Genomic DNA, 15,257 nt, shown 5'->3' with positions numbered 1-15,257 from the left:
GTTGAGCGCGGCCACGTTGTAGGCGGAACGCAGGTTCCAGAGTGCCTGCGCGCCGCACGGTCAACAGCGAGGTTTCCGCCGCGCAGGCACTCTGGAACCTGCGTTCCGCCTACAACGTGGCCGCGCTCAACTGCACCGGGGAGCAGGGGGCGCCGATCCTGGCCGGTTATGCGGAGTTCCAGAAGAAATACGCCAAGACGCTGACGACAGCGAACCGCAATCTCGACAAGGAATACCGCATCCGCTTCGGCGCCAAGGCGATCCGCGAGCGCGAGGCATATCAGACGCAGGTCTACAACTTCTTCGCCCTGCCGCCGGTCGTGCCCTCGCTCTGCCGCGCCGCGCTGGATCTGACCGGCGCGCTCCAGAACGTGCCCGCCGCGCAGCTCGAACAGTTCGCCCCCGGCGGCCTCGCCAGCGCCGAAGCGCCGTTTCGCGCCTTTTTCGACGCCTATGAACAGTACCAGGCCGACCTCGCGGCATGGGATGCGCAATATGGCGCGGCCCGCGCAGAAGCCCCGGCGGAACGCGATCAGGGATAACGGCCGGCCTGCCACCGCCGCGATTGTTTCCGAAATGCGAAAAACTTGTGAAAAACACCCTGTAAGGATGCCGTAAGCGCGACTACAATACCCCTTGCGTCATCGCCCCCGAGCGCAGGCTCGGGAATGGGACGCGGGGGCAATCTGGAATGAACGGCGTGACGGATCACGAGCTGATTTCTACGGCATGCATGCCGGCAACTGACGGTTTCTACGTGTCTACGCGGATCGACGGCGGCCGAACCGCGCTGATTCCGGCGGAGATGGACCAGGTGCTGGCCTGGCGCGTCGATACCTTCAAGCTGAAGGGAGAGGCGGTTCCGCTGTCCACCACCACGCCGGTCACCGTCAACGGCAGCGTCGATACCGCCGAGTTCGCGCTGCTGCGCCCGGACGGCACGATCGAATATCCCGAGGGATCGTCGATCGCCGTGGGCGGCGGCACCCGCCTGCGCCTGGTCGACGACAAGCTCTGACATCGCCCCCCACGCGGCGGGGCGAGCGGCGGGACACCGGAACCCGCCCGGAACCTGCCCGGAACCTGAGGGCCTTTCGAACCGTTCCTGACGGCGCGCCGATGGCCGATCCTGGCCGCCTGCCGGAAGCGAGATGTCGATAGAAGCCCTGATCGCACAATTCGGCCTGCCTGCCGTCGCCCTGGGAGCGGCGCTGGAGGGGGAGACGGTCGTCCTTTCCGGCGGGCTGATCGCGCATCAGGGCCTGCTGCCGCTTCACGGCGTGATGGCCGCCGCCGCCATCGGCTCCTTCGTCGCGGACCAGGTGTTCTTCCTGCTCGGTCGCCGCTTCCGCACCCACAGGCTGGTCCGCAAGATCACCGAGAGGCCGACGTTCTCGCGCGTATTGCGGTTGCTGGAGCGCTATCCCACCGGCTTCATCCTGGCCTTCCGCTTCCTCTACGGCTTCAGGACCATCAGCCCGATCGCCATCGGCACTTCCGCCGTTGCCGCCCGCCGCTTCGTGCTGCTCAATGCCCTGGCGGCGGTGCTCTGGGGGATCGTCATCGGGGGGATCGGCTACAGCTTCGGCGGAGCGGTCGAACTGGCCTTCGGGCACTTGAGACGGCATGGCCATCTGGCGCTGGCAATTGCCGCACTCGTGGCCGTGGCCACCGCCATTGCCCTGCTGGTACGCGCCCGCCTGCGCCGATCGATCGAGGCGGAGGATCGGCCCTCCAACTAGGCCGTAAACTCATAAATGGCACCATCGAGGTTTGAGGCAAAATGGCTCAGCGCCAGAAGGCAGGGCGCAGGAATATGTCGATATTTCAAGTCCTGCCGACGCAGCGATGGGCCATTTTGCGTCAAATCCGAAGGACGTCCAAATGGCTTCCATCTCGAACCAAACCGACCTTGGACGGGCAACCAGCCCGCCCGGCGGTCGCTTCGGCCCGAGCTGTTCGCCATTTGGACGCCTCGATGGTGCCATTTATGAGTTTACGGCCTAGGGTGATCGGGCCGCAAAGCGCCGCTTTTCGGGGTTTCTCCCGATGGCCATGGGCATTGCCGAAAGACCATCCTGCTCCGCAGTTCAAGGGAGCCTGCCCATGGAAGACGTCCTGCACGCCCTTGCCGAATACGTCGCGCTCGGCGTGAACCTGCTGGCGATACTGGCCATTGCCTGCGGCGCGATCCAGGGCGCGATCGGGCTTTCCCGGCTGCTGCTGTTCGGCGGGACCGAGGACGAACTCGGCCCCGTATGGCTTTCGCTGGGCCGCTGGCTGGTGGCGGGGCTGAGTTTCCAGCTTGCCGCGGACATCGTGGAGACCACGATCGCTCCCGACTGGAACGACATCGGCAAGCTGGCGGCAGTCGCCGCCTTGCGGACCTTGCTCAACTTCTTCCTCGACCGCGACATGGATGGCTTGCGCGAACGCGCAGAGCGCCGCGCGGAAGCCAGGCTAGGCCCCCGCGAGCCCGCTGAAACGCAGGAGGTGTCGTGATGGCTTTCCGCGAAGATCACGCCCGCCCACCGGCCCTGCCCGGCGATCTGGGCGCCATCCGCACGGTGCTGGCGGCGGACCGCACCCTGATGGCCTGGATCCGCACCTCGCTCTCGATGCTGAGTTTCGGCTTCACCATCTACAAGCTGCTCAAGGCGCTGGCCGACCATGGGCAGATCGCCCGGACCGACAGCCCCCAACATGTCGGCATGTTCCTGGCCGCGATGGGCACGCTCTCCATGCTGCTGGGCACCGCCAGCTACTGGATGACCTTGCGCGAGATCGCCCAGGCCGGGCCGTTCCGCCTGGGTCGCTCGGTCCTGCTGATGGCGGTGATCATGTCGCTGGCCGGCGTCGTCCTGTTCATCGCCATCGCCGGGCGCCTGGTTTGACGATCGACCCGCGAGGAATCTGCCGCTCTAATCCCATCCCCTAGGGGTTTACCCGAGGGGTTGCTCCGGGGCGGCCCCGATACGCGGGGCCGGGCGGCGCGCCTATGCTTCCGGTGGCTCCTTCGCCCATGTTCTCAACGGTATGACGCAGGAACGCCGAAGCCGATATCGTCCATCGCCGCCTGACCAAGCCCGCCCGTCAGGCCGCATCGCACAGGAGCAGACCATGGAAGGCACGATTTCCCATGTGGTTTCGGCCCGGCGCCGTTCGTCCGGGGCCCGTAAAGCCGCACTGACCGGCGCCTGCGCGGCGGCAGCGGCCTTGAGCGTCCCGGCGGAGGCGCAGACGCTGGACAACAATTACTGGATCAGCGCGATGGCCTTCTTCCCGCGCATCGACACCGACGTGCGCATCGGCTCCTCCACCCCGGCCACCCCGGGCGCGGAGATCGGCACCGACATCGATTTCGAGCAGGATCTCGCGCTCGACAAAGGCGAAATCCTGCCCTCCTTCAGCGGCGGCGCGCGCTTCGGCAAAGTGATCGTGGGGGCGGACTTCTACAAGCTCAACCGCAACGGCCAGACCGGCCTCAAGCGTGACATCGCGTTCGACGGCGTGGTCTACCCCGCCAACGTGCAGGTCCGCAGCGGCTTCGACAGCCAGATCTACCGGCTGACGGTGGGCTACGCCCTGGTGCAGAGCCCCACGCTGGAACTGGGCGCGGCGATCGGTGCCCATGTCACCCGGTTCGAAACCTCGCTGTCGGGCTTCGCCTCGGTCGGCGGACAGGCCGGGCAGACCGAAACGCGCCGCCGCGATACCCTTGCCCCGCTGCCCACGATCGGCGCCTTCGGCACCTGGAAAGTCGCCCCACGCGTGGAGCTGAACGGCCGGTTCGACTGGCTGTCGCTGAAGATCGACGACTACGACGGCCGCCTCCTCAATGCCCAGGTCGGCGCCAATTACGCGGTCGCCAAGAACCTCGCGCTGGGGGTGGCCTATCGCTACGTCGACTATCGCCTGGGCATCGACAAGGAACGCTGGGACGGCCGGGTGCGCTACAAGCTCTACGGCCCCGCCGTGCTGCTCCAGGCCTCGTTCTGACGGTCACGAAAGAAGGCGGCGGACCCGGATCGGGCCGCCGCCTTTCTCGTTACGATCGTGCTTTTCTATTCGGGGAACAGCAGCGTCATCACGAAGCGGGCACCCCATTCCGGGCCGAAGCGGGGCCGCTCCACATAGTAGCGCGCGCCCACGCCCAGGCTGACCGGCTGCTTGCCGAACTTCACGACATGGCTGACGGAAAGGTTCACCGGCACCGTCCAGTCCTTGGTCTTCCAGTCGTAGCCCGTCTCGGTATTGAGCGCGAAGCTGGTGGAATCGGGCAGGGTCTTGGTGATGAAGGGCTGGAGGAAAGTGCGGCTGATGCCCGGCGCGGACGACTTGCCCGCAAAGGACCAGACGTGGTTGCCCAGGAACCCGTAAGTCAGGCCCCCGCCCTGCTTCAGCAGCACCGCCGTTGGCCCGGCGGCGAACTTGTCGCCCCCGAAGGTGCTGTTGCCGGTGGGCCAGAGGATCGCCGGGCCGACGCCCCAGACCAGCCCGTTCTTCGCCTGCTTCGGTGAGAGGAAGAAGCTCTGGAGCGTATCGCCCAGCCCCGTATCGCCGTTTCCTGCGCCGCGCGCCGTCTCTTCCTGGCTGATCACGGGCAGGATGGTGCGGGTGATGAGGTTCCAGTCCTTCGACAGGCCCAGCGGGATCACGGGCTGGATGTTCAGCGTGTAGCGGTCGCCGTCGTCGGGGCCATAGCAGCAATCGTAGTTGGACTGGAGCGGCACCGAGATCAGGTTGGAGACCGGATTGGCCAGCTTGTCCGCCAGCGCCTGCCCTTCCGTGGCGGCGCCGCCCGCCGGAGCCGAATCCGCCTCCTGCGCCCGCGCCTCGGCGCAGACCAGCCCCGCCAGCAGGACCACGGCGGGCAGGATCACGGGCAGCAGCAGGACACGCAGCAACAGCGGAGCGGTGAGCAACCGGGCATCGGCCGGCGCGACCGGCGGCCACTCGCCAGATTTCCTTGCCGGAACTGTCATCGCCTCGTCTCCCTCGCGGGGGCAAGTGGCCCCGGACACGGAAAAATGGCGCGCCTCAACCGGCGGGGATATCGGTCATTACCTTGCCTTCCTTCAGGAGAAACCCGCATGGCGCCTGGGTCTCCCGGGAAAACCGCGCCCGCGCGATGAGACGCGCGCAAAGCCGCTCGGAAAGCGCCTATCCCCGCACTGCCTGCTGCTGCCATGACGGGCTTCCCGGCGAAAAGGCTTGCAACAGCCCCGCCGGACCTGTTCGAAGGCGGGATGAGCAAGAGTTCCCGCCCCCAGGCCGACAGTCCCGCGCCCGCAACGCCCTTCAAAAATGCCCCCAAACCGCCCCGAACCCCCGGCACGGATGCCCGCGCCGCGCGCTCCGCCGCAGCGCTTCACGCAGCCCTGCTGCGCCTGCTGGAAAGCAAGGCATTCGACCAGATATCGGTGCGCGAGATCTGCGCCGAGGCCGGGGTTCACTACGCCACGTTCTTCCGCCACCACGCCGGCAAGGACGAGCTGCTGGAACATATCGCCACGGACCAGATCAACGCGCTGGTGGACCTGACCCTGCCGATCAGGACAGCGCAGGGAGACGCCACCGCCTTTCACGCGCTCTGCGCATACGTCCAGCAGCATCGCGCTCTCTGGGCCGTGCTGCTGAACGGGGGCGCGGGCCCGTCGATGCGCCGGGAATGGCTACGCCGCGCCACGATCGTCGCGGAAAGCCAGCCTTCCACCAATACCTGGCTTCCCAAGACACTCGGCACGATCTGCTCGACCAGCCTGATCGCCGAGACCATCTCCTGGTGGCTCGCGCAGCCGGAACAGGACTACTCGGTGGAAGACGTAGCGCGGCTTCTCCACCGTCTCGTCGTCGGCTCCACCCTAGCCGGAGACTAGGGTGCGCGGACAAATTCAGACAGTCCGGTTACGCCCCATTGAGGTCATACCGAAGTCCTGCCATTGCTGCGCGAGAAGATTGTCGTGTCCAAGCGAGTGAGTGGTGAACCAGCTAGCAGAATTGATAGCCGTGGCGGTGCGGCCTGTGATGATGGTTGTCATTGCTGCACCGGCCTACAAGCTGGGCAAGCTTTTTATTTCCCGGAGGACGGCAGCGGGGGTCAGTTTGTTATTGACGACCTTGCTCTTCTTATTTGATCTGTTTTCGATCCAAGTCCCGGACTTGCGACTTGCCACGGCTGTATCAACACTGGTCGGATTCGCGCTGTTGACGTGCATATTTTGGAAAAGAGTGGCCCGGCAGGATTGATGCTACCGAACGACGTATTCCCCACCCTTCAGGTCATGGGAGGCGCTAGGCCGATCGCAGGAAGCGGAATGACCCCATTACAAAATTTTCACCCGGAAAGCTGACCAGCGGGAAGCGCCCCATTCTCGCCGTTCCATCGGTTTTGTGGGATGCCGAAATCGGACGCTCAGCATTACCTCGACCAGCGCCGTAGCGGCTCTTCTTGAGCAAGTGCGACGGTTGCATCGTCCTTTTCTTGGATGTTGATGACGTGCTTGGCAGAGAAGGAGAGCTCCGTACCAATCCAGAACTCATCATTTTCTGCGATAGCATCCGGCTCGTTATCGAGGATGCCGAGATAGCCACCCGAGATTCTCTCCCGGACGAGAACCCACATCCGTTCAACCGCGGCATTTTCGTTTCCGTTGTCAACACTGATCCGGAAGATAAGCTTCGCAATGTCACCGGGTTGAAGACTTTCCCGCTGCTGCCGCTCGGGTATCCAGAACGTTTCGGGTGCGTCGGCATGATAAGCCTCCCCATCCTCAAGGCACCACCCGTCGATTGAAAAGTCTGGTTCACGCATCACATGATGCTTAGCGTAACGGGGGATGTTCGCAATGCGCTTCGGCAGTGCAGAACCGGCCGGTCTGCTTCCCACCCCTTCCCGCCATTCAGCAAGGGTCGAATTTGCCCACGCCGCCCTGACGACCTCCGGCGCTTCACCGCAGCGAACGGATATCCAGAGCCGCGATGACCGCTTCCAGTGCAGGGCCTTGCAGCGCGATCAGGCCCAGTTCCGCCGCCCGCCGCGCCCTGCGCTCAAGGATCAGCCTAATCGCGGCCGCCGTCAGCGCTGTTTCGCCGATTGCATAGTCGACACGCGCGGGTCGTGCCGCTCTTGCGCCAAGGCGTCCCTCGCCGCGCCTGTGGTTCCATGCCAGCTTGCGAAGCGACGGCTCGGCCCCTGCCCGCGCCTTGACCCGGCGGACCGCGACGCGGCGGAACAGCGCGCCGTCCTCGATCCCCGATACCGCGATCCAGTCCTCGATGCGGCGCATGGTCGCAGACGATAGCGGAAGGGGTGCAGAACCGTCCGCCCGCACGGCCAGATCCGCGCATGTCACGGACGCGATGCGGGCCATGCGATGACCGGTTTCCGAGGCAAGCGACAGCAGAGCCGCATCGCGGAGGCCCGGCGGATCGTCTTCGCAAGCGTCCAGCAGAGCTTGCAGCGAGATCGCTGCAACCGGGGCTATGGTGACCTTTCGCGCCGCCGCGCGGGCACGTGCATCCCGGAGGAAATCGCGCAGGACGTCCCCCTCCCCGATCCTGTCCTTGTCGATGTCTCCCCAACCGAACAGGGTATGAAGGGCTCTCAAGGTGGCCAGGCGCCGTGCAAGCGTAGTCGGCTTCAATCCCCTCGCCTCGCCATCCGCCAGATATGGCAACAGGCCGGCCTCGTCTGCGGGGAGGCCGATCAGGCGGCGCTTCCGGCAATAACGGGCATAATCGTCGAGATCGTTCGTCATTGCCTTGATGCTTGCAGGCGCGTGCCGCTCCATCGCGGCGTGCATGACCGCTGCATCGATCGCGGGCCCCGGCGGCAGCAAGCCCTCGATCGCAGCCAGCAGACGCGAAACCCTGTCCACTCCATGGCCGGATCCGCGTCGGGGTAGGACCTGCTCTCCCGGACCATGGACGACGACGATCCGTCCGTCCTCGTTCTCCACCGTTGAAGAGGGTGTCGAGGTCATGGTATCCTTCCTCGCGGTTCGCCGTGTTGCGGCTAGCGCTCGCAATCTGCTCTGCCCGATCACCTCCATAGCCCGATTCTATCGTTATCGATAGTGCCCGAAATCTTGACACAAGAGGGTGTATACCTAATCCTAGTTAGGTTTCCCTCTGCACAATCTCGTTGATTTCGTGAGGAATTTTGTGACCCCGGAGCCCTATTCCAAGCCGGAGACGCTGGCCGCACTGCTTCTTGGCCGCTTGCAGGCCGGCATTATGCGAGCGGGCCCAGAAGCCTTGAGGGTTCTGGCTGCAAGATCGGTCCGCGAAAGCCTGATCGCAGCGCTCCGGCAGGAAGGGCATGAATTCACCGAGAACCGCTTTTTCGCCTGGTTCGCAGGCCTGGACACGCTTTCAGGCCATTCGCCGGTCGGTTCGCGCCCTTCACCAAAAGCACTCTGCCAGGCCATTCTCACCGAATTGCGCCACAATTCCTGGGCCTCGCTGGCGACCGCCGCCGCAACGCTCCAGCAAGCATTTCTGGCCCCTGAAGACTTCAACGGCGGCGCCGATCATGAAGATGCCCATGCAACGATTGCGGTGGCCCGTGAGGTCGTCGAGGTTCTGAACGCCGATGGAAACGGGCTGCCCTTCGTGCCGGTCGAAAGGCTTTTCGCAGCGGCGACGCAGTCCCTGCATTTCGCGCGGGAGGAGAACGGCTTCGATCTGGCCCGAGGTATCGACCCGGAACGGCATGGCTCCGGAAATTCGCGGTGGGCGCTGGACCTGCTGGCGGGGGGCTATCTTTCACCCCGCCATGGCCTGCCGATCGCTTTGCCCCTGCCCGGCCTGGTCGCATTGCCGCTGGCCGGGTTCGAGGCCGACGACGGCGATCTGGCAGACCACGCCGTCGTTAGCCTTCATGACGCGCTTGCCAGACTGGACCGTTGGCTGGGCGATGCCGAGGCCGATATCGCGGTGGTGCAATCGCGTCTGGAAGACCGCCGCAGCAGCGGCCGCGCGCAAAGGCTGGCCGAGTACCTCGCCGGCTTCGGCCCGTTGCGGGGCACCCAGATCGAGCGGGTGATCGGCGTGTCGCGTCCCGGGGTGCGGGTGGTAACCTCCACGCTGGAGGCCAGCGGCCTCGTTCACAGCGAGGTCGCGCGTAATGCCACCAGATTGTACGTCTACGGGCCCGGCGTCTACGACGCTGTCCCCACGGTCCCCGATCGGCGGGAGATCCATCCCTCCTCCGATGCGATCGCCGATTACGAGGAATCGATGCGCGCGCTCGATGAGCTTTTGAGCCGATCGACGTTCGGAGGCGAACAAGAGTAGCGCGGGTCTATCGGCCAGGATGGCGAGAGGGCCATTTGACCATGGACACAGCTCGCAATGAAATCGGGCCGGGCAATGCTATCCGCGCCCCTCGATCCTCCGGATAGCACCTTTTCGAGCGATTTCTGCCCGTTCGAGGTTCAAGTTCCTGGAAAACGGCGGTTTTGAAACGTCGCAAGACCGGGCCTCCTGGAGCGCCGAAACCGACCTTCGATAGGGTGCAGGCCCGGAGCCCCTCTCAACGCGCTCTACGGGCTTCTCAGGGCAAATTTCGCGACACCATCCTGACAGGGCCAGGCGGCCGGGGTCGCGCTTGCACGAAAACCGCCTTGAGGGTGCTGGAAATGATTCAAATCGGCCGGAAGGTGACGGCGGGGCGAGACCGGTCATTCAGAGCGACCGGCATGCGTGCGAGGTATTACGGTTCGGCGTGGCGCGACGCCTCTCGCCCATCTATCCAGAACTCAAACTTCGGGCGAAGCGGTTAGAAAACTCTTTAGAGGGATTCTGTTAGAAAAGTTACGCGCGCGGAAATTCAGCCGCAGGCGTCCAAATCCCGCGATTCGCAATTTCGTACCATTCCCGAAGTGTCGTTGCTTCGTTCCCGATGTGTCGTGGACGGTGTTCCCGAAGGATCGAAAGCCTGTTCCTGAAATGTCGAACGGCTGTTCCTGAAGGGTCGAAGCATGCGATCAGGGCGTTCCTGGTGTGTCGAAGCCCTAGAAATGCGTCGAATATTTGAATCACTTTTTCAGGGGGGTGCTGTGGAAAGGTTCAATCATCCGTCTGCTCTCGCAAAGACTGTCGCTCTGCGCGATCCTCTCGCCGTCGGACGCGACACTTCGGGAACGCCTGCAACGAAGCGGATGATGGTGGCAGCCCCACTATCGAACTTTCGCGAACGCCCGGCATGGATGTGCGCAGTTATGATCGTCCCGGGATGGGCTGAGCCGGCACGAGTTGATCACGGCGACTTCGCAGATGACCGTTCCGTACCTTCTTTCCGGCACGAGCGCCTGGCGGGCGGCGCTGGCTTGGCACCTTTGGCTTGGAGGCGGGTCATCGGTCGTCCCAGCGGATTGCGGTTGGGCGATACCCGGAACAGCAGGCTCGGCAACATGGAAGATGGCAGCGCCATCAGTCTTGCATTGGCGGTGACAATCTCGCCGGTATCAACCGCTGCCCCGCAGTTCCATCGCCACCCTGCCGAGCCGCTCGGGCAAAGAAAAGGCCCCGAAGCGATTACCGCTTCGGGGCCTTGATAGCCTGTTCGGACAGCGCGAGGTTAGCCGCGCAGATTGCGGCCATGCTTTTCGTGATGGCGCTTCACCCAACCGATGAAGGCCCGCTGCCAATCGGCCGGAGTGCGTTCGGGCGAGACGGCGACCCAGCGTTCGAAGTCGGCGTGAAGGGCGTGAAGATCCCAGCCCGGGCAGGTCCGGCGTAGGAAGTCGATGGTCTCGTCAGTCATGAAACCGCGGGTCGCCGCCTCGGACAGGCCGATCACGGTCCGCCGGATAAGCTGGCTGGCATCGACCACCCCGACGGTTTCGATGTCTCCGGTGGCGGCAGGTTTCCCCAGGGAAACGGCCGGCCGCGAGGGCATGCCTTCCGGCGAGCCCTGGACCGCGTGCGTTGTGGCGGCGGTGCGGGAAGACGGCTTTCGCTTGCGCGGAGCGGATGCCTTGGTGCCGCCTTCGCTTTCGGGCAACACCGCTCGGGGGGATGAAAAAGCCTGTTCGACGGCCTGCTCCATTCCGTCCTCATTCGCGGCCAGCGAGGCAGGCAGGCCCCTCTCCGCGCCGCCCTTGCCGTCGACCCGGCGCATGCGGATCATGGGTTCGCCATCGCGCGCGGTTTCGAGCGAGAGCGTATAGCCCGGCAGATCGTCCTTCTCGACGAGCTTGAGCATCTCGAACTTGAAGCGGCGATATTTGCCCTCGGCCCCGGACTTCTCGAAGAGAACCGGCATGGAGATCGCGAAACCGCCCTCCCCTGCACCGCCGGCGTGCTTGCGTGCAACCTTGTAGAGCCAGCGTTCGCGGCCGCCGGTGATGTCGAAATAGGCGCGGTCGATCGAGAGCACGCCGCCTTTCATCATCACGCCTTCCCAGAACCAGTTGGAAAGTTCGATGGTCATGCCGCGCGATCGTTCGGTGCGCTCATCGACCAGCTGGTTCCAGCCATCCAGCCAGGAGAACGTCGCCTCCCGGCGGTTCTCGGCGCGGATATTGGTCTTGATCGTGGTGGCGACCAGACGGTCCAGCGCCTGCGCAAGCAGTTCATAGGCGCGCCCGGTGGTCGGGCGGCCGATCGCGCGCAGCAGGTCGTAGGGCATGAGATGCAGCTTGCGCGGAACATCGTTGACGCCGCGCCGCGCCATGTCGGCCAACATGCTGGCGCAGTAGATCAGGATGTCGGCATCCCAGATCGTCGCCATGCCATAGTCGGGGTTGGCGGAAACGTGGACCCACAGCTTGCCGTCGGGGCTGGTGTAATCGATCGGCTTGGCGCGCTTCGACTTTGCCAGGCTGAAGAACGGCCGCTCCATCATCTCGCGCTGGTCGCGCATCGGCAGGTCCGCGATATACGGAAGGAACAGGTCGAACTGCTCCGAGGCCGTCTCTCTTTTCGGGCGACTCATTTTCTCATTCCGCGTTCAGGACGGTGGACAGGGCTCTGCCGGACACGGCGCTTCGTTGTTTCCCCGGGGAAACGAGAATCGACGGGTTCGGGTGATTCTCGGCATAATGGCGGCCCGCCCGGAACCGCGCAAATGGCGTAGAACCTTGCTTGTGCAGAACTTGTGCGTGGTTTTCGCCGACCTGGAACGCTGCCGTTCGACCGTCACGGACACAAAAGGTGTTTCCCCGGGGAAACGACTGTCGGGATCGGTGCGACGAACGTCTGCAGATACAAAAAATGCAGGGGAGGGCCCCTGCATTTTTGTATGCGGACTCGCGTCCTCCGAGGCGACCGTAGCGAGCGGCGAAGGTGATGACGGCCATTCCTGGCCGCGGCTCACCTTCGCCGCCGGTCATGTCTGCAAACCTCGGCCTTCGCCGTCGAGCTGGATCAGCAGGTTGCGTACGGCGTTCAACACTTCCTCGCGATTGGCGCCGGAACCCGCATGGAGACGCAGCGTCACGCCCTGGCGGTTGCTCGATTGAACCGTGGCCATGGTGCGGCCGTGACGAGACACGATCGTCATGGGTTCCGGCTTGGCGCGCTCGGCGTCGGGTGCTGCGAGCAGGGCCTTGAGAACGTCCGCCGCCACGATGGCAGGGCGACCGTCAGCGCGGCGATTGGCTTGCTCGCGGGCGAGGCGGGAGGCTTCCTTGCGGATGGCGACGGCCTTGTCGCGGTCGTCGAGCAGTTGCGCCAGCGGGTAGGCCGGCTTCAACTGCACGTCGGCCGGAGATGCGAAGGCCGACAACACGGCATCTGGAATGGCGGCAACCTTGAGCATCTTCGACAGCCAGCCCTTGGAGAGCTTCAGTCGCTCGGCCATCCGGGTCATGTGGTTGCCATAGTGGTCCCGCAGCGCGTGGGCATAGTTGCGGGCGCGCTCGAGATCCGAAACGTCCTTGCGGGCCCGGTTCTCAAGGTCGGCAAGGCGGAAGGCCGCTTCGTCGTCCAACTGGGCGACCTGCGCCACGAACTGCATGTCCGGGTAGGAATGCCCGCGCAGCCAGGAAATCGACCAATGGCGGCGGGTACCGGCGATGACTTCATAGTCGTGATCGGCATCGCCTTCCACGCGGCGCACCACCGCCGGGACTTTCTGCCCGCCCTCGGCAATGATGGAGTCGATCAGTTCGCGGCAGGACTCTTCCGAGAGATGCGCATAGGAGCGGGCGTTGCCCGGCCAGATGCGCACGCGCGCGGGATCGAGAAGGAGCTGCGTGACCTGGCGCACTTCGCCGGTGGCGACGCGGGCGAGGGCGCTTTCGCGGCCCAGCAGGGTGGTGCCGCGCGAACGCTCCGCACGCGGGCGTGGCTCGATGGGGGGCAGGCTCGCCGGTTCGGCGGTTGCCTCGGAAGCGTTGCCGGCGGGCGGCGCGACGTCGTCTTCCAAACGGAAGTCGTCGTCCGAGAGCAGGGCGGCGAGATAGTCTGATTGCTTGCGGGCCATGGCTTACCTCGAAGATGGATAGCGAGAATCGGACGGGAACATATGACGAACGAATGCCCTGTAGGAAAACGCTTTTTCGTGGTGTGAGAGCAGGTTAGCCATTGACCAGCAAATCCTCGTCCACGCGCTGCGAACGGCCCCATCCGGTGCGCACCAGCTGTTCGATCTGGCCCATGGCCTCGTCCAGGTTGGCCTTGCAGCGCTTGTGCGTGCGCGGCGTGCCGATCGGCTTTTCGAGTTCGTAGACCGTCATCATGCGCAGGGCCGCATGGCTGATCTCGGCACTCTCCAGGATGGGCACGGGCAGCAGGGCAGGCCCGAAAGTCTGCTCCATGATGGTGCGGACCATATCGTGGCTAGGGTCGTTGCCGTCGAACTTCGAGCAGATCAGGCGGACGAACGAATAGTCCACCGAGATGCCGGCCCCGACGAGCTGCTCCAGCACCTGGTCCATCATCGAAAGGAACTGGACGGTCGAGCAGAAGTCCGGCGTGGTTGCCGCCAGCGGAACGAGCAGGGCGTTTGCCGCCTGCATGACCGCAAGGCTGATCGTGCCGAGCGCCGGCGGCGGATCGAGAATGACGACGTCATAATTGCGCGCCAGGTCCATCAGCCCTTGCTTGAGCTTGCGGAAACGCGCCGCGAGCACCGACTGGCCATCCGCCCCGGCGGCGGCCAATTCGTATTCGACGTCGAAAAGTTCCAGGTTCGAAGGAATCAGGTCCACGTTCGGCCAGGGCGTGCGCTTGACGGCGTAGAGCAGATCGGCCTGCGTCGGGTCGATGGAGAGGTACGGGTAGAGCGTCTCTTCGCGCGTAATGTTGAAGTGCGGGTTGAAGCCGAACAGCGTCGTCGTGGTGGCCTGGCTGTCGCAATCGACCACCAGAACCCGATAGCCCTGCACCGCGAAATAGTGGGCAAGATGCGTGGTGACGGTGGACTTGCCCACGCCGCCCTTGAAATTCTGCACGGCGATCATGGCAGGAACGTCCAACGGAGCGCGGGCAGGGGAGGCGCCCAGCACTTCGCGCATGTGCAGCATTTCCTCCACCGTGTAGCCTAGCCGGCGGCCGTTGCCGGCGGCAGGCGGCGGCGGAAGGCGTCCGTCATCTTCCGCCATGCGGATGCGATTCGTGGAGCAGCCGAGCAGGGTCGCTGCCTCGGCAATTCCGAAGCGGACATTGAGTCCCTTCCGGCTCTCGGGCAGGAAGGCTTTGCGCCGCAACCGCTCGATCATTTTCTCGCCCGCCTGGGCCATTTCCGAGATACGGTCGACTTGTGAATGCATGTCTGGCCTGCGGTTATATTTTGAACGATTTTGCAGGTATATGCACGAACGGATGTTCAGTCGAGCCTAAATATCAACCAAGAGATGTCTTGGTTGAAGTTCGGACGAACATGGCGACTATAACGGCCCGAGCATGAAATTGGGCTTCTGCAACCCGATCCGCGCGCAGATTGCTTCAACGGCTAGCTTCGTGAATCGATTTGCTTCCAACTCAAGGCAAGCGGTCAGGCAGCGATGTGTATCCGCGCCGATCGTAATGGGAGCGATCTGCGGGCGGCGTTGCCAGCGCCTCAGCGACCACCGCACGGCGCAAGGACCACATATATAATGTGTCCAGACCAAGTGGGCTCGCGGCGATATGAACCCTTTTTGTCAGCGTATCGCAATGCGTTCCAAGGCTAATTTATAGCCGAACCGGCCTATATCCCGCTTCCTCGCTTTTGCCGGTTGGATTCCCCCGGTTTGCGTGGGCCGTCTCGGCTTTGCGTGCCCTGGCCGAGTTCAATGCCTCTCTCGTCTTAGCGACGCGGCCAA

General features: G+C 64.2%; 15 protein-coding genes. 9 read left to right on the top strand and 6 right to left on the bottom strand.

Features of this window, described 5'->3' with window-relative positions; genetic code table 11:
• Positions 1–41: 41 nt before the first annotated feature.
• The 6 genes from ACI3K3_RS20920 (at position 42) to ACI3K3_RS20895 (ending at position 3,999) form a co-directional block, all read left to right on the top strand.
• Positions 42–542, top strand: coding sequence for a hypothetical protein (locus tag ACI3K3_RS20920; RefSeq protein ID WP_404917220.1), 501 nt, complete (start codon positions 42–44; stop codon positions 540–542).
• Positions 543–733: 191 nt separating this feature from the next.
• Complete coding sequence (locus ACI3K3_RS20915) at positions 734–1,018, top strand: hypothetical protein (RefSeq protein ID WP_404917219.1); 285 nt, start codon at positions 734–736, stop codon at positions 1,016–1,018.
• 133 nt (positions 1,019–1,151) lie between these two features.
• Positions 1,152–1,742 carry a DedA family protein gene (locus ACI3K3_RS20910; protein WP_404917217.1) on the top strand — a complete coding sequence of 197 codons (591 nt, stop codon included), beginning with the start codon at positions 1,152–1,154 and terminating at the stop codon, positions 1,740–1,742.
• A 364-nt stretch (positions 1,743–2,106) separates the two neighbouring features.
• A complete protein-coding gene (locus ACI3K3_RS20905) occupies positions 2,107–2,502 on the top strand; it encodes a DUF1622 domain-containing protein (protein WP_404917215.1) in 396 nt (131 codons plus the stop codon).
• Positions 2,502–2,894 (top strand): YidH family protein, encoded by a 393-nt coding sequence (locus ACI3K3_RS20900; RefSeq protein ID WP_404917213.1) that lies wholly within the window; start codon positions 2,502–2,504, stop codon positions 2,892–2,894. The genes ACI3K3_RS20905 and ACI3K3_RS20900 overlap by 1 nt, the downstream gene beginning before the upstream one ends.
• Positions 2,895–3,120: 226 nt before the next feature.
• A complete protein-coding gene (locus tag ACI3K3_RS20895; protein WP_404917211.1) occupies positions 3,121–3,999 on the top strand; it encodes a hypothetical protein in 879 nt (292 codons plus the stop codon).
• Positions 4,000–4,064: 65 nt separating this feature from the next.
• Here ACI3K3_RS20895 and ACI3K3_RS20890 read toward each other — a convergent pair whose 3' ends face one another.
• On the bottom strand, positions 4,065–4,985 hold the full coding sequence (locus tag ACI3K3_RS20890) for a hypothetical protein (protein WP_404917209.1): 921 nt from the start codon (positions 4,983–4,985) through the stop codon (positions 4,065–4,067).
• Between the two features lie 264 nt (positions 4,986–5,249).
• Between ACI3K3_RS20890 and ACI3K3_RS20885 the strand changes: the two genes are divergently transcribed.
• Complete coding sequence (locus ACI3K3_RS20885; protein WP_404917207.1) at positions 5,250–5,879, top strand: TetR/AcrR family transcriptional regulator; 630 nt, start codon at positions 5,250–5,252, stop codon at positions 5,877–5,879.
• 103 nt (positions 5,880–5,982) lie between these two features.
• Positions 5,983–6,249: a hypothetical protein gene (locus ACI3K3_RS20880; protein WP_404917205.1), complete on the top strand. Its 267-nt coding sequence runs from the start codon at positions 5,983–5,985 to the stop codon at positions 6,247–6,249.
• 172 nt (positions 6,250–6,421) lie between these two features.
• Here the strand turns inward: ACI3K3_RS20880 and ACI3K3_RS20875 are convergent, their stop codons facing one another.
• Together ACI3K3_RS20875 and ACI3K3_RS20870 are read right to left on the bottom strand one after the other, a co-directional pair.
• Positions 6,422–6,814 carry a hypothetical protein gene (locus ACI3K3_RS20875; protein WP_404917203.1) on the bottom strand — a complete coding sequence of 131 codons (393 nt, stop codon included), beginning with the start codon at positions 6,812–6,814 and terminating at the stop codon, positions 6,422–6,424.
• 136 nt (positions 6,815–6,950) lie between these two features.
• A complete protein-coding gene (locus tag ACI3K3_RS20870; protein ID WP_404917201.1) occupies positions 6,951–7,985 on the bottom strand; it encodes an integrase in 1,035 nt (344 codons plus the stop codon).
• Between the two features lie 274 nt (positions 7,986–8,259).
• On the opposite strand from ACI3K3_RS20870, the gene ACI3K3_RS20865 reads away from it, so the two are divergent.
• A complete protein-coding gene (locus ACI3K3_RS20865) occupies positions 8,260–9,300 on the top strand; it encodes a hypothetical protein (RefSeq protein WP_404917199.1) in 1,041 nt (346 codons plus the stop codon).
• Positions 9,301–10,585: 1,285 nt separating this feature from the next.
• On the opposite strand, the gene ACI3K3_RS20860 is transcribed toward ACI3K3_RS20865, so the two are convergent.
• The 3 genes from ACI3K3_RS20860 to ACI3K3_RS20850 form a co-directional block, all read right to left on the bottom strand.
• Entirely contained in the window at positions 10,586–11,944 is a 1,359-nt protein-coding gene (locus ACI3K3_RS20860) for a replication initiator protein A (RefSeq protein ID WP_404917197.1), read from the bottom strand.
• A gap of 393 nt (positions 11,945–12,337) precedes the next feature.
• On the bottom strand, positions 12,338–13,435 hold the full coding sequence (locus ACI3K3_RS20855) for a ParB/RepB/Spo0J family partition protein (protein WP_404917195.1): 1,098 nt from the start codon (positions 13,433–13,435) through the stop codon (positions 12,338–12,340).
• Positions 13,436–13,529: 94 nt separating this feature from the next.
• Complete coding sequence (locus ACI3K3_RS20850) at positions 13,530–14,723, bottom strand: AAA family ATPase (protein ID WP_404917193.1); 1,194 nt, start codon at positions 14,721–14,723, stop codon at positions 13,530–13,532.
• Positions 14,724–15,257: the final 534 nt, after the last annotated feature.

The sequence above is a fragment of the Novosphingobium sp. ZW T3_23 genome, from assembly GCF_044987305.1.
GTDB lineage: Bacteria > Pseudomonadota > Alphaproteobacteria > Sphingomonadales > Sphingomonadaceae > Novosphingobium.
This window is presented reverse-complemented; position numbering and strand designations above follow the sequence as displayed.